The 16,276-nt window shown below is 37.1% G+C and carries 14 protein-coding genes; 6 read left to right on the forward strand and 8 right to left on the reverse strand.

Going from position 1 to position 16,276, the window contains the following annotated elements; translation table 11 throughout:
* Position 1: 1 nt before the first annotated feature.
* The 5 genes from K9M53_RS13755 to K9M53_RS13775 form a co-directional block, all read right to left on the reverse strand.
* On the reverse strand, positions 2-2,125 hold the full coding sequence (locus K9M53_RS13755) for a penicillin-binding protein (RefSeq protein WP_224015891.1): 2,124 nt from the start codon (positions 2,123-2,125) through the stop codon (positions 2-4).
* A gap of 79 nt (positions 2,126-2,204) precedes the next feature.
* Positions 2,205-2,564, reverse strand: coding sequence for an FtsL-like putative cell division protein (locus K9M53_RS13760; protein ID WP_224015893.1), 360 nt, complete (start codon positions 2,562-2,564; stop codon positions 2,205-2,207).
* A gap of 6 nt (positions 2,565-2,570) precedes the next feature.
* A complete protein-coding gene (gene rsmH, locus K9M53_RS13765; RefSeq protein WP_224015894.1) occupies positions 2,571-3,476 on the reverse strand; it encodes a 16S rRNA (cytosine(1402)-N(4))-methyltransferase RsmH in 906 nt (301 codons plus the stop codon).
* A gap of 13 nt (positions 3,477-3,489) precedes the next feature.
* The gene (gene mraZ / locus K9M53_RS13770; protein ID WP_224015895.1) at positions 3,490-3,948 is read right to left on the reverse strand and encodes a division/cell wall cluster transcriptional repressor MraZ; all 459 of its coding nucleotides are present in this window, start codon (positions 3,946-3,948) and stop codon (positions 3,490-3,492) included.
* 185 nt (positions 3,949-4,133) lie between these two features.
* Complete coding sequence (locus K9M53_RS13775; RefSeq protein WP_224015897.1) at positions 4,134-5,474, reverse strand: sensor histidine kinase; 1,341 nt, start codon at positions 5,472-5,474, stop codon at positions 4,134-4,136.
* Positions 5,475-5,622: 148 nt separating this feature from the next.
* On the opposite strand from K9M53_RS13775, the gene K9M53_RS13780 reads away from it, so the two are divergent.
* The 3 genes from K9M53_RS13780 (at position 5,623) to K9M53_RS13790 (ending at position 7,827) form a co-directional block, all read left to right on the forward strand.
* Entirely contained in the window at positions 5,623-6,174 is a 552-nt protein-coding gene (locus K9M53_RS13780; protein WP_224015899.1) for a YqgE/AlgH family protein, read from the forward strand.
* 90 nt (positions 6,175-6,264) lie between these two features.
* Entirely contained in the window at positions 6,265-7,161 is an 897-nt protein-coding gene (locus K9M53_RS13785) for a 1-acyl-sn-glycerol-3-phosphate acyltransferase (RefSeq protein WP_224015901.1), read from the forward strand.
* 3 nt (positions 7,162-7,164) lie between these two features.
* On the forward strand, positions 7,165-7,827 hold the full coding sequence (locus K9M53_RS13790; protein WP_224015903.1) for a hypothetical protein: 663 nt from the start codon (positions 7,165-7,167) through the stop codon (positions 7,825-7,827).
* 47 nt (positions 7,828-7,874) lie between these two features.
* Here the strand turns inward: K9M53_RS13790 and atpC are convergent, their stop codons facing one another.
* Both atpC and atpD read right to left on the reverse strand, forming a co-directional pair.
* Complete coding sequence (atpC, locus tag K9M53_RS13795) at positions 7,875-8,126, reverse strand: ATP synthase F1 subunit epsilon (protein WP_224015904.1); 252 nt, start codon at positions 8,124-8,126, stop codon at positions 7,875-7,877.
* A 2-nt stretch (positions 8,127-8,128) separates the two neighbouring features.
* The gene (gene atpD, locus K9M53_RS13800) at positions 8,129-9,634 is read right to left on the reverse strand and encodes a F0F1 ATP synthase subunit beta (protein ID WP_224015905.1); all 1,506 of its coding nucleotides are present in this window, start codon (positions 9,632-9,634) and stop codon (positions 8,129-8,131) included.
* Between the two features lie 332 nt (positions 9,635-9,966).
* Here atpD and K9M53_RS13805 point away from each other — a divergent pair, with 332 nt between their 5' ends.
* The 3 genes from K9M53_RS13805 to K9M53_RS13815 all read left to right on the forward strand — a co-directional run bounded on the left by K9M53_RS13805 (position 9,967) and on the right by K9M53_RS13815 (position 14,454).
* A complete protein-coding gene (locus K9M53_RS13805; protein ID WP_224015909.1) occupies positions 9,967-12,087 on the forward strand; it encodes a heavy metal translocating P-type ATPase in 2,121 nt (706 codons plus the stop codon).
* 168 nt (positions 12,088-12,255) lie between these two features.
* Positions 12,256-12,495, forward strand: a complete 240-nt coding sequence (locus tag K9M53_RS13810) for a four helix bundle protein (RefSeq protein ID WP_255580630.1) — start codon at positions 12,256-12,258, stop codon at positions 12,493-12,495.
* A gap of 51 nt (positions 12,496-12,546) precedes the next feature.
* Positions 12,547-14,454 carry a RecQ family ATP-dependent DNA helicase gene (locus tag K9M53_RS13815; protein WP_224015915.1) on the forward strand — a complete coding sequence of 636 codons (1,908 nt, stop codon included), beginning with the start codon at positions 12,547-12,549 and terminating at the stop codon, positions 14,452-14,454.
* A gap of 209 nt (positions 14,455-14,663) precedes the next feature.
* On the opposite strand, the gene K9M53_RS13820 is transcribed toward K9M53_RS13815, so the two are convergent.
* Positions 14,664-16,199: a helicase HerA-like domain-containing protein gene (locus tag K9M53_RS13820; RefSeq protein ID WP_224015918.1), complete on the reverse strand. Its 1,536-nt coding sequence runs from the start codon at positions 16,197-16,199 to the stop codon at positions 14,664-14,666.
* Between the last annotated feature and the right edge of the window lie 77 nt (positions 16,200-16,276).

Consider the following 16,276-nt stretch of genomic DNA (forward strand, 5'->3'; position numbering starts at 1 on the left):
GTTAGTTTAATACTAATGCAATCGGTTGACCTTTTTTAAATGCTGTTCCGGCTATGGGTAATTGGTTCACAACTTTTCCCTTACCCGAAATCGTTACTTTAAACCCTTTATTCTCCAATAAATACACTGCATCTTTTAAACCCATACCAATTACGTTTGGCGTAATAGGAGTAGAATTAGAAAAATATACGGGCGTATTTAATACCGTTGAATTACTTTTCATATTTGCCGTGCGCCAGTAACCACCTACTGCAGAATCCATAAACGGCATTTTCAAATCGCTGTAGATCGAATTCAATTCGTTCTTTAAACCGTAATAATTATAATTACTTGTATCAGCCTTTGAAGGCGCTATATATTTACCTGTACCAACAAAACGTGAATAAATCCGATCGCTTATTTCTTTAAAGACTGTTCCCGATACATCTGCACCATAGATCAATTTTGATTCATTACTATTTTGAATTACTACAGCTATCGTGTACAGAGGTTTTTCTGCAGGAAAGAAGCCAATGAATGATGCCTGGTAAATTTTATTCCCTTTGTTATATCCTTTGTTATTCAAAGCTGTTACTGCTGTTCCTGTTTTGCCTGCAATAGAGTATAAGCTGTCGTAAATCTTATGCGCTGTACCATGAGCACTATCCACTACTGCGATCATACAAGCTTTTAATTGTGCCAATGTTTCATCGCTGCATATTTTTTCTACTACTACTTCCGGTTGAAATGTTTTCACATCGATGCCGTATTCACGAATTGAATTCACGAGATAAGGCTTCATCATCTTTCCATTATTAGCAATGGCATTGTACACCATTAACATATTCAACGGCGTCTCCAGCACTTCATATCCATGTGCCATAAACGGAATTGTTGTACCACTCCACGTTTTGCTGTTTGCTTTCTTTACTATCGGAAAGCCGGAAGATGCAGTAATATCTACACCGGTCAATGTATCTAACCTTAAACGGTGTATATGTTCAATGAACTTGGCGGGTTGATCATGATAATACTGATCAGCGAGTTTTGCAAAAGCCACATTGCTACTGCGTGCAAACGCATCCTGAACCGTTATCACTCCTGTACCCAAATGTGAATCTGCAATACGCAAGCCGTGAAAATATTTTACACCTCCTTCGCAATCCACCTTTGTATTTATATCTACATATTTATCTTCCAGCAAACTCATTAACGTAACTGCTTTAAAGATCGAACCTGGCTCTGTACGCTTTCCGATCCCGTAGTTCAGATCTTCCGTATAAGTTCCATCCGGTTGTTTGCCCAGGTTAGCAATGGCTTTTATTTTACCTGTTGCTGTTTCCATTATAATAGCTGTACCATGCAAGGAATTGTTGCCTGCCACCATTCTCATCAATGCATTTTCTGCCACGTCCTGCATGTAAGTATCTAATGTTGTAATAATATCTTTACCATTTTCAGGTTCCAGCTCTGCGCCTTCAACAGGCATATACGAACCCGCTACATAACGCATCAAACGCTCACCGGTAGTGCCTCGTAAAAAGCTGTCATAGCTTTGTTCCAGTCCAACATTTTTTGAGCTGTTCAATCTTGATAAGCCAACTGTTCTGTTTGCTAATAATATGTAAGGATTAATTCTTTTATCACGAGGGTCGATAATAAAACCGCTTTTATTTTTTCCTAATCTCACCAGAGGAAAATCTCTTAGCTGTTGATATTGGTCGAATGATATTTTTTTCTTTAATGCATAATACCTGTCTTCATTCTTATAAGCCAATTGCAATTCTTTTTTGTATTCATTGGCTGTTTTATCCTGGAATAAATTTGCCAAGCATATACTTAAGGAATCTACATTTTCTTTAAATCGTTTACCTTCTTTCTCTCTTAATCCGTCTGCTAAAAAATCAATATAGATATCAAATATGGGAACAGATGTGCTAAGCATATTCCCGTCTTCGCTATAAATAGTTCCTCTTTCTGCATCCACAGCCATGTATTTTAAATGCATGCTATCTCCCATGCCTTTAAAATATTTTCCCTGCACCCGCTGAATATAGAAAGCCTTGCCCACTACTACCGTTCCCAGTATTATTATCCCTATAAAACAGAGATAAACACGCCACAATATGTCTTTCTTTATTTCCATTTTTTATTCTGCGGACAGAATACAAATTTTCGTATAACCGTATATGTTATTGGTAAATCAATTTTCATAGGTAGCAGTATTAATTGTTATTGGTTTCTGAAGCTGAATCTGTTTTCAATGTTACGGGAGGGCGTGTCATTCCTTTTAATCCCAGCGGCTCAACCACTCTTTCCAATTCACTTGCCTTGCTTCTGAATATTACTTCGCTCTTTACTGTTTTATAATCGTACTCCAATTCCTTAATATGTTTTTCCGTTGTTGCAATATTTCTTGCCAGCTTATCAGAATAATGCCCATTATAGATATATAGAACAGCCAGTATTGCCAGAAAAAAGAAGAAAGGAATGTTCTTTACTACCCATTGGGAGTTTAACCATTTTTTCCAATCAATCTTTTGTGATGATTGATTCGCTCCTTGTATTGTTTCCTCTTTGTTCATTTATATTTATAGTTGCTCAGCAACTCTTAGTTTAGCACTTCTTGCTCTTGAGTTATTTTTAATTTCTTCTGCTGTTGGCACCACCGGTTTTTTTGTAATGATCTTAAACGGGCTTTCTGTTTTGGTACCATACACTTCATCCACCTCCGTTTCGGAAAATGTTCCGCTACGAAAAAAATTCTTAACTATCCTGTCTTCCAGTGAATGGAATGTGATAATGGCGACCCTGCCGCCGGGCTTTAATGTTGCAGGTATTTGTTGCAGTAATTCTTTCAAAACTCCCAGTTCGTCATTTACTTCAATACGCAGTGCCTGGAATACCTGGGCAAAATACTTTTGGGGATTCCCTTTCACCGCTGAACTAACTGCTTGCTTAAATTCATCAATTGTTTGAAAAGCAGTCAGGCGCCTTTGTTCAACAATTGTTTTAGCCAGTGTTTTTGAATTGGTTACTTCGCCATATTGTTCAAACATCTTATGCAATTGCTGTTCAGTAGAGTTTTTTAGGATGTCCGCTGCCGTTATTTGCTGCTGCTGATTCATACGCATATCTAAGCTGGCATTAAAACGAATAGAAAAACCTCTTTCCGCTGCATCAAACTGGTGACTTGAAACACCCAGGTCCGCTAATATTCCATCCACCTTAGTTATTTTATGCAAGCGCAAAAAGCGCTGCAGGTGGCGAAAGTTTTGCGGAACAAAAATGATTCGTTCATCTTTCGGCAAATTTCTTTCAGCATCCTTATCCTGGTCAAAACCGATAAGCTTACCCTGTTCGTTTAATTGTTGTAATATGGCCCGGCTATGTCCGCCGCCGCCAAACGTGCAATCAACATAAACACCATCAGGTTTAATGTTTAAACTTTCTATGGCTTCCTTTAGTAAAACCGGTATGTGATAATTGCTTTCCATTAATCGATTAAGATTAATTAGTATTCGCTTTATTCATCACTTCATTTGCCAGCTTACTAAAGTCTTCCGGTGAAAAAGATTCAAAGAACTGTTTATACTTACTTGTATCCCAGATTTCAATTTTATTTACCGCTGAAACCAACACGATGTCTTTTTCCAAACCGGCGTATTCCGCCAGGTTTTTAGGAATCAGCAATCTTCCGGCAGAATCCAACTCTAATTGAGTAGCTCCGTTCAAAAAAGAACGGCGAAACTCTCTTACTTTTGGGTCAAAATCATTCAACTTGCTGATGTCGGAAAATATAGGCTCCCAACTCTGGATTGGGTATAAACTGAGGCATTTTTCCATTCCCCGGTTTATCACAAATTGGCTTGAAGCATTTTCGGGTAGCTGTTTTTTGAAGCCAACAGGCAGCAAAAAGCGCCCCTTAGCATCCAGCGTAACCTCGTATTCTCCAAGAAAACCAATCATTTACAGAGTTTTGTTTCTAAAAAGATAAATATTTCACACAAAATAACACTTTTTCCCACTTTTCCTACAAAAAAAGTCAAAAATTCTTTATCCACAGCCTAAAAAGTGCTATAGAATTAGATTCAGAAAGATTTTAAGCAAATCTTCTGTGAATGAAATGTAGATTAAATGTGGATTGTGGTGGATTACTGTGGATTATTCACAGATTCTGCCAAAGGAAGCAGGAGTGTAAAAATGCTTCCTTTACCCAAAGTACTTTCGGTTTTGATGGTTCCATTATGGGCATCAATGATCGTTTTTACATAACTCAGTCCTAACCCAAAGCCTTTAACATTGTGCACATTACCGGTATGTGCCCGATAAAATTTTTCGAAAATATGATGCAATGTTTCTTTGCTCATACCAATTCCATTATCAGAAATGATAACGCAAAATTCTGTGCCTAAATTTTTAGTGGTAAGTTCTATATTGAGTTCTTCTTTTGAATATTTAACGGCATTGTCCAGGAGATTGTTGATCATATTGGTAAAATGCACTTCATCTGCCATTATCCAGTCATTCTCTGCATCGAAATGAATTCCCAGTTTACCTTGTTTTTCTGCAACCTGTAACGAAATATTATTAATAGCGCTTTCAATCATTGTATGCGCATGTAATTTTTTTAAATTGAGTTGAACTTCCTGCTTATCCAATAATGCTGCCTGCAAAATAGTCTCCACCTGCTTGTTCATGCGCCTGTTTTCCTCTTTGATCACTTCCATAAAGTAGTGCATTTTATTCCTGTCCTGCTCTACCTTTTCATTACGCAATGCATCTACCGCCAGGGAAATAGTGGCCAGCGGTGTTTTAAATTCATGCGTCATATTATTAATAAAATCAGACTTTATTTCACTTAACTTCTTTTGCTTTAATAATGCCCTTATTGTAATAAAGAAAGTAGCAATGATGATAAGTGTAAATAGCACAGACACTACAATAAGCCATGTCATTGACTTTAATATAAAGCTTTTAACATGAGGCACGATTACCATCAGTACTTCCTGTGGCTCTGCATTTTCTGATAAATTATCTGATTGATATTCTAAAGGAGCTATCTGCACTTTATTGTTTACAGTATCGGTATAAAGCTTAAAAAAATTATCCGATACCAGTTCTGTACCTGTAATGGACAAAGAGCTGACTGCAAACTCGAAGGGAACTTTATGAAGATTTTCTTTATCAAAAGCTTTGCGAACTATTTGTTGTATCTCATCTTTATTAAATCGCTGTACAACTGTGGGCCGAAAAAACTCGGATTGCAGCTTGTCGGTACCAAAAAGCGGATTAACCTTACGTTCGATAGGATATAAGCCTTTGCTTTCTTCCATCAGGTCTTCCGACGCATGATAGGTAGCCATTATTAAATGTTCATCAAACTTTTGCTCTTCCGATCTTAAGGAGCCACGTATCCATAATACCTGAAAAAAAATGAGCCCCAACAACGAAAGCAATATCAAAACTGTTATGATGGGGAAAATTTTTTTCATTCTGCAAAAATAACCTCGTTCTATTTTAAGTGCCTAAGATAAAACAATTGCGATATAAATTTAACTAAGGTTTAGAAGTTCTCCATATCACACAAAAAAATAAGCTGTAATATTAGTTCAGAAAAAAATAAACGATTATTTTAGAAATATGATTCAACCTGCAGCAGGCATATTATTGATAGCTGATCCGTTCTTAAAAGACCCCAACTTTATGCGCACGGTGGTATTTCTGTGCGAACACCAGACAGAAGGCACTTTTGGCTTTGTGCTGAATAAATTGGTTGACCAGACATTGGACGAATTACTGGCTGATTTTGATGGATTTACCATTCCGGTATATTACGGAGGCCCGGTACAAATGGATACTTTACATTTTTTGCATCAATACCCCGAAGAAATACCCGGTGGCAGTGAAGTGATGAAAGGCGTTTTTTGGGGCGGTGATTTCGATATTCTTTCTTCTCTTATCAGAAACAAAGCGATCGACTTGAACAAGATACGTTTTTTTATTGGCTACAGCGGCTGGAGTAACGGACAGTTAGACGATGAGATGAAAGAAAAAACCTGGCTAACGACAACGGCAACACGAAGACTTATCTTTCATGAAAATCCTGACGAAGTATGGAAAGACAGCCTGAAACATTTAGGTGGTGATTATGAGATGATGATAAACTTTCCGATCGATCCGCAATTGAATTAAAATATATAAACAGCTTTATCCCAATTGGTACTTTATCGTTTATTGAAAATTCCGGCAAGAATTGCTTTTCGTATTTATTGCAAACAGCTTGTGATAAATAAAAAAGAAGTTTTGCGATATAAAGGACCATTATTGATCGCCGCCAACCACTCCAACTCATTTTTAGATGCAGTTATTTTAGCTACTCTTTTTGAACAACCTATTTATTCGTTGGCAAGAGGAGATGTTTTTGTCAATTCGTTTTATACCAAACTATTGACCTCTGTAAATATTTTACCTGTATATAGAATCAGCGAAGGTGCCGAAAACCTACATCGAAACTACAGCACATTCAATGCCTGCGAGAAGATCTTTCAACATAACGGTATTGTGCTTATTTTCAGTGAAGGCAGTTGTAGTAATGAATGGCATTTGCGACCGTTAAAAAAAGGAACAGCAAGATTGGCTTTGCAATGCTGGGAAGCTGGTATCCCATTAAAGGTTTTGCCAACTGGTATCAATTATAATTCGTTTACTACTTTCGGAAAAATTATTGAGCTGGATTTTGGTAATATTATTACTGAAAAAGATATTGATACAGACAACTCCCATGGCAAAAGCATTGCTTCTTTTAATACTATACTTCAAACCGAATTACAACCAGCCGTTATAGAAATAAGTACTACAGACAAAGCAAGTATAAAAAAATATTTTTCTTATAAAGTATCTTTATTAAAGAAGATCATATTGGCAATTCCGGCTTTGTTAGGATTTATTGCTCATGCTCCTTTATATTTTCCGATAAAAAAAATTGCTTATAATAAAGGTAAAGCTACACATCCGGATCATTATGATTCCTTTTTAGTTTTTCTTTTATTTTTCTCTTATCCATTTTACTTAGTGTTAATTGGTTTGTTGGTTTATTGGATCGTTGGTGGCGTTTGGTGTATAAGTGTTTTATTATTACCTTTTTTTGCATGGAGTTGCCTGCAATTGAAAAATAATTAATTCATGATAAGGAACTTATGCTATTGTATTTTATTGAGTTCTGTATTTCTTTCCGCATGTAAATACAAACAAAACAAAGAAACGCTTTGTAAAAAAAAGTTCATTAAGTATCCTGTTGAAAAAATTGATAATAACCAAAATAGACTTTTTAATCTTACGGATATAGATAATGGTATAAACGACTCATTGGAGATCCGTATTTGGCCATATCAACATCTTAGTTATGATGCCCGAATGATCGATATCAAAATTGGTAACGATTCTGTTTACTCTGCCTGGGTTTACTACACTAAAAAATGTGTTCAATTATTGAATGATGGTAGCAGCATAGCTCCCGACGGGACTATATCATATGAAAAAGTCAGCTTTCAAAGCAGGCAATTATTTCCTGTTTCCGGGTGGAAGGTTTTTTATGATTCTTTAAATAGATCCGGAATTATGCAACTACCTACCCAGGATTCAATTAAAAACCACCCTCATAATGGCGGCGTATTGGGAGAATCTTATGTAATTGAATTTGCTACAAAAAATAGTTTCCGGAGAATACATTACTATATTTTTGGTGCCGATGAGACGCATCCCGAATGTTGGAAAGTATTTAATTTCATAGCCTTTCTGCAAAAACAATTTCGTGAAGATTATTGGTGGCCACAACCTATTGATTAATAAAAAAGCCTGCGCAATGTGCAGGCTTTTCTTTAAAAAATATTTATCTACGCTTCGTTTGCCCCTTCTACTAATACGGTAGTTTTATTATTCAATACCTCAGCAAAACCACTTTGAATAGAATAAGAAACAGTTGAATGTTTATCTTTCAATATTTTTAATGTTCCGGTTTTTAAAGCACTTACCAGCGGAGCATGTTTGTCCAATACTTCAAACAACCCGTCAATGCCCGGCAATTGTACGCCGTATACATCGCCACTGAATAATTTACGTTCCGGAGTTAATATTTCTAAAGTCATAATTAAGCTTGTGCCTGCGCCATTAATTTTTTACCTTTTTCTATTGCATCTTCCAAAGTACCTACCAGGTTGAAGGCTGCTTCAGGATATTCATCCACTTCACCATCCATGATAGAGTTAAAACCACGGATCGTATCTTCAATCGGTACCAATACACCTTTTAAACCGGTAAATTGTTCTGCCACAAAGAAAGGCTGTGATAAGAAACGTTGTACCTTACGGGCACGGCTAACTGTTAATTTATCTTCATCGCTTAATTCATCCAAACCAAGAATAGCAATGATATCCTGCAATTCTTTATAGCGTTGCAAGATCAATTTAACTCTATTGGCAGTATTATAATGTTGTTCTCCAACGATAATAGGAGTCAAAATTCTTGAAGTAGAATCCAACGGATCAACCGCAGGATAGATACCAAGATCTGCAATCTTACGACTCAATACCGTTGTAGCATCCAAATGCGCAAACGTAGTTGCCGGAGCCGGATCGGTCAAATCATCTGCAGGTACATATACCGCTTGTACTGATGTGATAGAACCGTTTTTAGTAGAAGTGATACGTTCCTGCATCAATCCCATTTCTGTTGCCAATGTTGGTTGGTAACCCACCGCAGAAGGCATACGACCTAACAATGCCGACACCTCAGAACCTGCCTGTGTAAAACGGAAGATATTATCTACGAAGAAAAGAATGTCTTTACCTTGTCCTGTACCATCTCCATCACGGAAATATTCTGCAATTGTCAATCCGCTCAATGCCACACGAGCACGGGCTCCTGGAGGTTCGTTCATTTGTCCGAACACGAAAGTTGCTTTACTTTCTTCCAAGCCTTTTACATCCACAGCGCTCAGATCCCATCCACCTTCTTCCATGCTATGTTTGAATTTGTCGCCGTAGTTCATAATGCCTGCTTCGATCATTTCACGCATCAAATCGTTCCCTTCACGTGTACGTTCACCCACACCTGCAAACACTGATAAACCGCTATACGCTTTCGCAATATTGTTGATCAATTCCTGGATCAATACTGTTTTACCAACACCGGCACCACCAAACAATCCGATCTTACCACCTTTTGCATAAGGCTCGATCAAATCGATAACTTTAATCCCGGTAAATAAAACCTCTGTAGCAGTACTTAAATTTTCAAACAAAGGAGGAGTTGCATGTATTGGGCGACCATTTTCTTTGCTTACTTGTGGTAAACCGTCAATTGCATCGCCGGTTACATTAAATAAACGACCTTTAATAGCTTCGCCGGTTGGCATTGCAATAGCTTTCCCGGTATCAATTACCTTTAATCCACGAACTAAACCTTCAGTTCCGTCCATCGCAATAGTACGCACTGTATCTTCTCCCAAATGCTGTTGCACTTCCAATACCAGCTTATCGCCGTTCTCTTTTATAATTTCCAATGAATTATAAATATCAGGAAGTTGTCCATCGCTGCTGAACTGAACATCCACCACCGCACCAATGATCGATTTGATTTTACCTGTATTAGCCATATTTATAGGTATTTTTAAATTTTGCGCAAAGGTAAGGGTTGAAGGGTGAAAAGTAAAATGAATTTGAGGAATGTGGATTACAAATTTTGAGGTGAAAATCGTAGCGAGAAATATGGCTTTGGGCATTTGTTCGCTGCTTTTGTAAAATGTACGAACTTTGGCTGTAACCGATTAATACACAAACAAAACAGCAATAATAATTGTAATATAATAGATGCCTGTAGAACGTACTCTCATTCAATTAATGAATTAGTTTAAGATTGATCCCGGCAACATGGCCGATGTTTTAGTTTTTTATAAAAGCAGGTAATCATACAAATCATAAAAAGATCATGGTTCAAACAAAAAAAATAGAATGGAAGGTGGAAGGAATGGATTGTAATAATTGTGCCATTACCATTTCAAAATATTTGAAGAAAGAAGGGTTACAAAACGTTACCGTAAACTTTATTGGCGGCGATGTAAGTTTTGACCTGGATGACAAAACCTCCACGGATAAAATAAAGAACGGAATAGAAGATCTGGGCTACCACGTAGCACATCATCACGAAGCAGCTGTTGAAAACAAAAGATCATTTTTTAAAAATCATTTTCAACGGTTTCTTTTTTGCTTACCGTTTACAGCAGTGTTGCTCTTGCACATGCTTCCATGGCATATTCATTTTTTAATGAACGGCTGGATACAAATGCTCATATGCTTACCGGTATTCCTTTTAGGAATGAGCTATTTCGGAACAAGCGCTTATCGTAGCTTAAGTAAAGGTGTTCCCAATATGAATGTGTTAATTGCAATGGGCGCTTTGGCGGCATTTGTATATAGTTTTATCGGAACTGTTGCTAATTGGGGCATGGATTATTTCTTTTACGAAACAACTGCTACTATTATCACTTTGGTTTTTTTAGGAGAATGGATCGAACATAAATCTTTACAAATAACACAAAAGGAATTAAACAAATTAGCCGGTCAGCAAAAAGTAATGGCAAACATGATCGCTTTTGATGGCGACCATAAAGAATTAATTTTTCCTGTAGAGAATACACAGTTGCATGTTGGTGATCTTATCTTAATTAAAAATGGCGAGCAGGTACCTACTGATTGTAAAATTTTATGGGGAAGTGTACATGCTAACGAAGCGCTGTTAACCGGCGAAAACAAGCCTGTACAAAAAGGAATTAAAGATCCGTTGATCGGTGGCAGCATTATTATTGAAGGTACTGTTAAAGCGCAGGTAACTGCCGTTGGAAAGGATACCGTGCTAAGTAATATTTTAAACCTGGTAAAACAAGCGCAGCATGAAAAACCTCCCATGCAACAATTGGCGGATAAGATAAGCGCTGTGTTTGTGCCTTTGGTTATAGGCATTTCAATAGCCGCATTTGTGTTGAATTATTTTATTCTGCATGTAGATGTATCGCATTCGTTGATGCGTAGTATAGCCGTACTCGTTATATCTTGTCCTTGTGCAATGGGATTGGCAACACCGGCAGCTATTGCAGTAGGCTTGGGAAGAGCAGCACGCAACGGTATATTATTTCGTAATGCTAAAAGCTTAGAGCTGTTTAAAAACATAAGCATGGTAGTATTTGACAAAACAGGAACACTAACGAAAGGTGAACTAAAAATTTCCGGCTTCGAAACTTCTGTTTTAAAGGAAGATGAATTTAAAAGAGTGGTTTTTTCTTTAGAAAAATATTCCAATCACCCTATTGCTAAAGCAGTAGCAAACGAATGGAAAACAAATAATATTATCAACTGGAAAAATGTAGAAGAAGTAAAAGGTGTTGGTATTAAAGCAGAAGATAAAGAAGGCAATAGCTATCTATTGGGTTCTCATAAAGTAGCAAACGTTATTGGTGATACTAAACATACTTCTTACTTATTAAAAAATGATGAACAGATCGGCTGGTTTGATGTAGAAGATGAAATAAGAACAGAGGCAAAAGAAGTGGTTAGCTATCTTCATTCAAAAAAAATAAAAACATATTTATTAAGTGGAGATAATGAAAGCGCCTGTAAAAAAGTTGCTGCTGCCTTAGGTATTGAAAATATTTTTGCAGAGAGATCTCCTGAAGAAAAATTAAAGATCATCGAGCAATTGAATAAAGAAGGTTCGACAGCAATGGTGGGTGATGGCATTAATGATGCACCTGCTTTGGCAAAAGCTACTATTGGTATTTCTATGAGTGAAGCTACCCAAGTAGCTGTACAAACTGCGCAGGTAGTTTTGATGAACAAAGGCATTCAGAATTTACCATTGGCATTAGGATTAGGAAAACACACATTCGGCACTATTAAAGAAAATTTATTTTGGGCATTTATTTATAATATAGTTGCCATCCCGGTTGCTATTTTAGGTTTGTTACAACCCGGTGTTGCTGCTTTAGCGATGGGCTTTAGCGACGTTGTGCTGGCAGCAAATTCTGTTCGTCTTAATTACAGGAAAGTGGTTTAACAAGTCGTGAAATGTGAAGCGTGAGACGTGAAGCCAAAACTGTATATTTATAAAAATTTATGCTACTTGGCTTAAAGCACAAGCAACTTGTTCTTTACAAAACTGCAGGGCAATTAATTAAAGAAGTATAGGTTAACAATGCTCTTGCCTGATTCGGAAAAATTCAACTTGGTTTCACAAGTTAGAAGAGCAGCATTATCAGTGAAATTAAATCTGGCTGAAGGTTCCTCCAGAAAATCTAAAGTAGAAAGAAATCGTTTCTATGAAATAGCAAGAGGTTCTGTTGTAGAAATTGATGCGGCGGCTGAAGTTATGCTGGATCTGGAATTTCTCACTCCCGATAATATTGAATTGTTGGGCGAATTATTAAACAGGTGTTTCAGCATGCTTAGTAAACTCATAAATTAGCATTCTTTTCATTCTCGTTTCACGACTGACGTTTGACGAACATTCTTTATTATGCAGGATATACATTCCATTCTAAAACAATATTGGGGTTATGATTCTTTTCGCTCTATGCAGGAAGATATCATTAATGCCGTATTGGAAGAGAAGGACGTATTGGCATTGTTACCAACCGGTGGCGGAAAATCTATCTGTTTCCAGGTGCCGGCTATATTGAAAGATGGCATATGCTTGGTCGTTAGTCCTTTGATCGCACTAATGAAAGACCAGGTAGAAAATCTAAAAAAAAGAGGAATACCTGCACTGGCAATTTACTCAGGCATGAGTTACGTAGCGCTAAAGAAAACATTGGAAAACGCAGCGTATGGTAATTATAAATTCCTTTATGTTTCGCCCGAAAGACTAGAGACTGAATTATTTTTAGAATATCTTCCTGCCATCAATATTAACCTAATTGCTGTTGACGAAGCACATTGTGTATCACAATGGGGATATGATTTCCGTCCTCCTTACTTGCGAATTGCCGCTTTACGGGAGCATATCCCTGATGTGCCTATACTGGCGCTAACAGCATCTGCTACACTCAAAGTTCAAAATGATATTTGCGAAAAATTATTATTTAAAAAAGATCAACAACGTTTTCAAAAGTCATTTGAGCGGCCGAATCTTTCTTATAGTGTTTTCAACATTGCATCCAAGCAAAATAAATTAATTGAGATACTTACCAATGTAAAAGGCAGCGCCATTGTTTACTGCAAAAGCCGAAAGCATACCAAAGAGGTTGCTGATCTTTTAAAACTTAATAGTATTAATGCAGATCATTATCATGCGGGACTTACAGCTGATGAACGCAATTCAAAACAAGAAAACTGGATCAACAATAAAATAAGAGTAATTGCCTGTACCAATGCATTTGGAATGGGTATTGACAAACCGGATGTAAGAGTAGTTATACATTATGATATGCCGGATAGTTTAGAGAATTATTACCAGGAGGCAGGCAGGGCTGGTCGTGATGAAAGAAGAGCTTATGCTGTGTTACTATACAGTGCAAAAGAAACACAGGAATTATCAGAACAAGGCAGCATACGTTTTCCTGCTACAGAAACAATCAAGACTGTTTATACTGCTATAATGAATCATTTACAGGTTGCAGCAGGTGTAGGAGAAGGACTTAGTTTTGATTTTGACCTGATGACATTTTCCAATGCGTTCAAGCTTAATGTACTTACTGCTACTTATGCTATTAAAACGTTGGAACAGGAAAATGTGTTAACCTTTAATGAGATTTTCTTCAAACCTTCTACTTTGGTATTTACTGCTACCAAAGAGCAGTTGAATGAATTGCAAAATACTCATCCTGAATTATCAGAAATCTCCAAAGGTTTATTACGAACTTATGAAGGCATATTCGATTTCCCCACGTCTATTAACGAAAGGCAATTAGCCACTTTCTTAAAAAAGCCTATTACAATGATCTATGCGAAACTGAAAGAGTTAAGCAGATCAGGTTTTGTAGATTATACACCACAGAAAGATAAACTCCAGCTTACCCTGCTGCAAAACAGAATGTATGCCGACAACTTTCACTTGAACCTGGGAAATTATGCGGAACGCAAGAACAATTTTGAACAACGTGCAAAGACGATGATCAGCTATGTTGCGGATAATAAAACTTGCCGCAGTCAATCAATTGCTGTTTATTTTAATGATCTATCCGTAAAGGAATGTGGCGTTTGCGATACCTGCATCAATAAAAAAACGGTAGAAATAACTAAAGAAGAGTTTGAAAAAATCGCCGGTCAAATTTTACAATCTATCAATCAGCAGCCATCACAGGCAAAAGATCTATTGAATAATAACCCTACGATTAAAAAAGATAAGTTCTGGAAAGTAATAAGCTACTTACAATCTGAAAGAAAGGTGGTGGTTGATAGCGAAGGATATATCAGGAAAGGATAAAAATAAAAAAGGGACCAAGATAGAAATCTAGTCCCGCTTTAAAATCCAATATCCTATGAAAAACCGAAACGAAGATAAAGCAGAAATCGGGATTGTGCAAGAATATTTACTAATAATTTATAAAAATTTGACTTTTGAACGGCTTTTACACATCTACTATTTCAGATTAAACTACTGACAATCAACGATTTAAATGTTTGCGGTTTTGTTTAAAAGAAACTTTTTTTACTTTTTCCACCTAAGCCCAAAGAGCCCAATAAAGATCTGACTATAGTATTTCCTGCGGTGCGGGCCATACTTTTTACCACGCTATTATCTAATATTTTTTCTACCATAGAGGGTTCTTCTTTTTGCGCTTTGCCTCCAGTAGTGGGTGGAGGATTATCTGCCGCCTGCTGTAATTTAGCAGTAAGCATTTCATAAGCGCTTTGACTATCTATTACCTGGCTATATTTAGCTACAAGCTTTGATCTACTTACGATTGTATTTATTTCCACATCCGTTAATACGTCCATTCTGCTGCGTGGCGCACATAGCATAACCTGCACTAATGGTGTTGGAACACCGGATTCATTCAACATCGTTACTAATGCTTCTCCAATACCTAATTGAGTGATAAGATCTTCTGTTTTATAAAATGTTGTTTCAGGATAGTTTTCAGCTGTTTGTTTAATTGTTTTTCTGTCTGCAGCTGTAAATGCACGCAAGGCATGTTGCACTTTTAAACCCAACTGACCTAATACACTTGCAGGAACATCCATTGGGTTTTGTGTACAAAAGAAAATACCAATACCTTTTGAACGTATCAATTTTATAATTGTCTCTATCTGCTCCAATAAGGCCTGGCTCGCTTCATTAAAAATCAAATGAGCCTCGTCAATAAACATTACCAGCTTAGGCTTATCTAAATCGCCTGCTTCAGGGCAACTGGCATATAATTCTGCCAGTAATTGCAACATAAAGGTTGAAAACAACTTAGGCTTGTCCTGCAAATCGGTAACCCTTAATATGTTGATCATCCCATGCCCGTCATCGCTTATGCGCATAAGATCATCCACTTCAAAACTTTTCTCTCCAAAGAAAAGATCAGCACCTTGTTGCTGTAATTCTATCACTTTACGTAAAATAGTACCTGTGCTGGTGGTAGAGACGTTACCGTATGTTTTTTTCAATTCATCTTTTCCCTCGTCGGTTACGTATTGCAATACTTTAATAAAGTCTTTCAGATCCAACAAGGGCAATTTGTTGTCATCGCAATATTTAAAGATCATTGCCACTACTCCTTCCTGCGTATCATTCAACTCCAATATTTTACTTAATAAAACCGGGCCAAACTCACTAACGGTAGCACGCAAACGAACTCCAGGCTGATTGCTTAAACTCAATAGTTCAGCAGGAAATTGAGACGGCTTATATTCCATGTTCAATTGCTGATAACGTTCCTTTACCTTATCATTAACCGTACCCATTGCAGCAATCCCACTTAGATCACCTTTAATATCGAGCAGCAATGTAGAAACACTGGAATCGCTCAGGTATTCGCTTATCATTTGCAGGGTTTTGGTTTTACCTGTTCCCGTAGCACCGGCAATCAATCCATGCCGATTCATTGTTTTCAATGGAAGATTTACAGGCGTATCTGCAAGCACTTGTCCATCCAGCATTGCATTGCCTATTCTTACCGATTCGCCTTTAAACGTGTAACCCTTATTGATCAACTCTGTAAAATCATTCTTGTTAGCCATACTAAAAATATTTACCGAAAGATACAATGTTTAGAAATTCACTTGTTGTTTTTTATGCGTCCATTCCTCTTGTCCAA

The sequence above is a fragment of the Ferruginibacter albus genome (assembly GCF_020042285.1).
GTDB classification, from domain to species: domain Bacteria; phylum Bacteroidota; class Bacteroidia; order Chitinophagales; family Chitinophagaceae; genus Ferruginibacter; species Ferruginibacter albus.

Coding starts and splice junctions, on each gene's coding strand:
- K9M53_RS13775 (WP_224015897.1), bottom strand. CDS start 5,474: ATGAAAAAAATTTTCCCCATCATAACAGTTTTGATATTGCTTTCGTTG.
- K9M53_RS13790 (WP_224015903.1), top strand. CDS start 7,165: ATGATAAGGAACTTATGCTATTGTATTTTATTGAGTTCTGTATTTCTT.
- atpD (WP_224015905.1), bottom strand. CDS start 9,634: ATGGCTAATACAGGTAAAATCAAATCGATCATTGGTGCGGTGGTGGAT.
- K9M53_RS13755 (WP_224015891.1), bottom strand. CDS start 2,125: ATGGAAATAAAGAAAGACATATTGTGGCGTGTTTATCTCTGTTTTATA.
- K9M53_RS13815 (WP_224015915.1), top strand. CDS start 12,547: ATGCAGGATATACATTCCATTCTAAAACAATATTGGGGTTATGATTCT.
- K9M53_RS13805 (WP_224015909.1), top strand. CDS start 9,967: ATGGTTCAAACAAAAAAAATAGAATGGAAGGTGGAAGGAATGGATTGT.
- atpC (WP_224015904.1), bottom strand. CDS start 8,126: ATGACTTTAGAAATATTAACTCCGGAACGTAAATTATTCAGTGGCGAT.
- K9M53_RS13820 (WP_224015918.1), bottom strand. CDS start 16,199: ATGGCTAACAAGAATGATTTTACAGAGTTGATCAATAAGGGTTACACG.
- K9M53_RS13760 (WP_224015893.1), bottom strand. CDS start 2,564: ATGAACAAAGAGGAAACAATACAAGGAGCGAATCAATCATCACAAAAG.
- rsmH (WP_224015894.1), bottom strand. CDS start 3,476: ATGGAAAGCAATTATCACATACCGGTTTTACTAAAGGAAGCCATAGAA.
- mraZ (WP_224015895.1), bottom strand. CDS start 3,948: ATGATTGGTTTTCTTGGAGAATACGAGGTTACGCTGGATGCTAAGGGG.
- K9M53_RS13780 (WP_224015899.1), top strand. CDS start 5,623: ATGATTCAACCTGCAGCAGGCATATTATTGATAGCTGATCCGTTCTTA.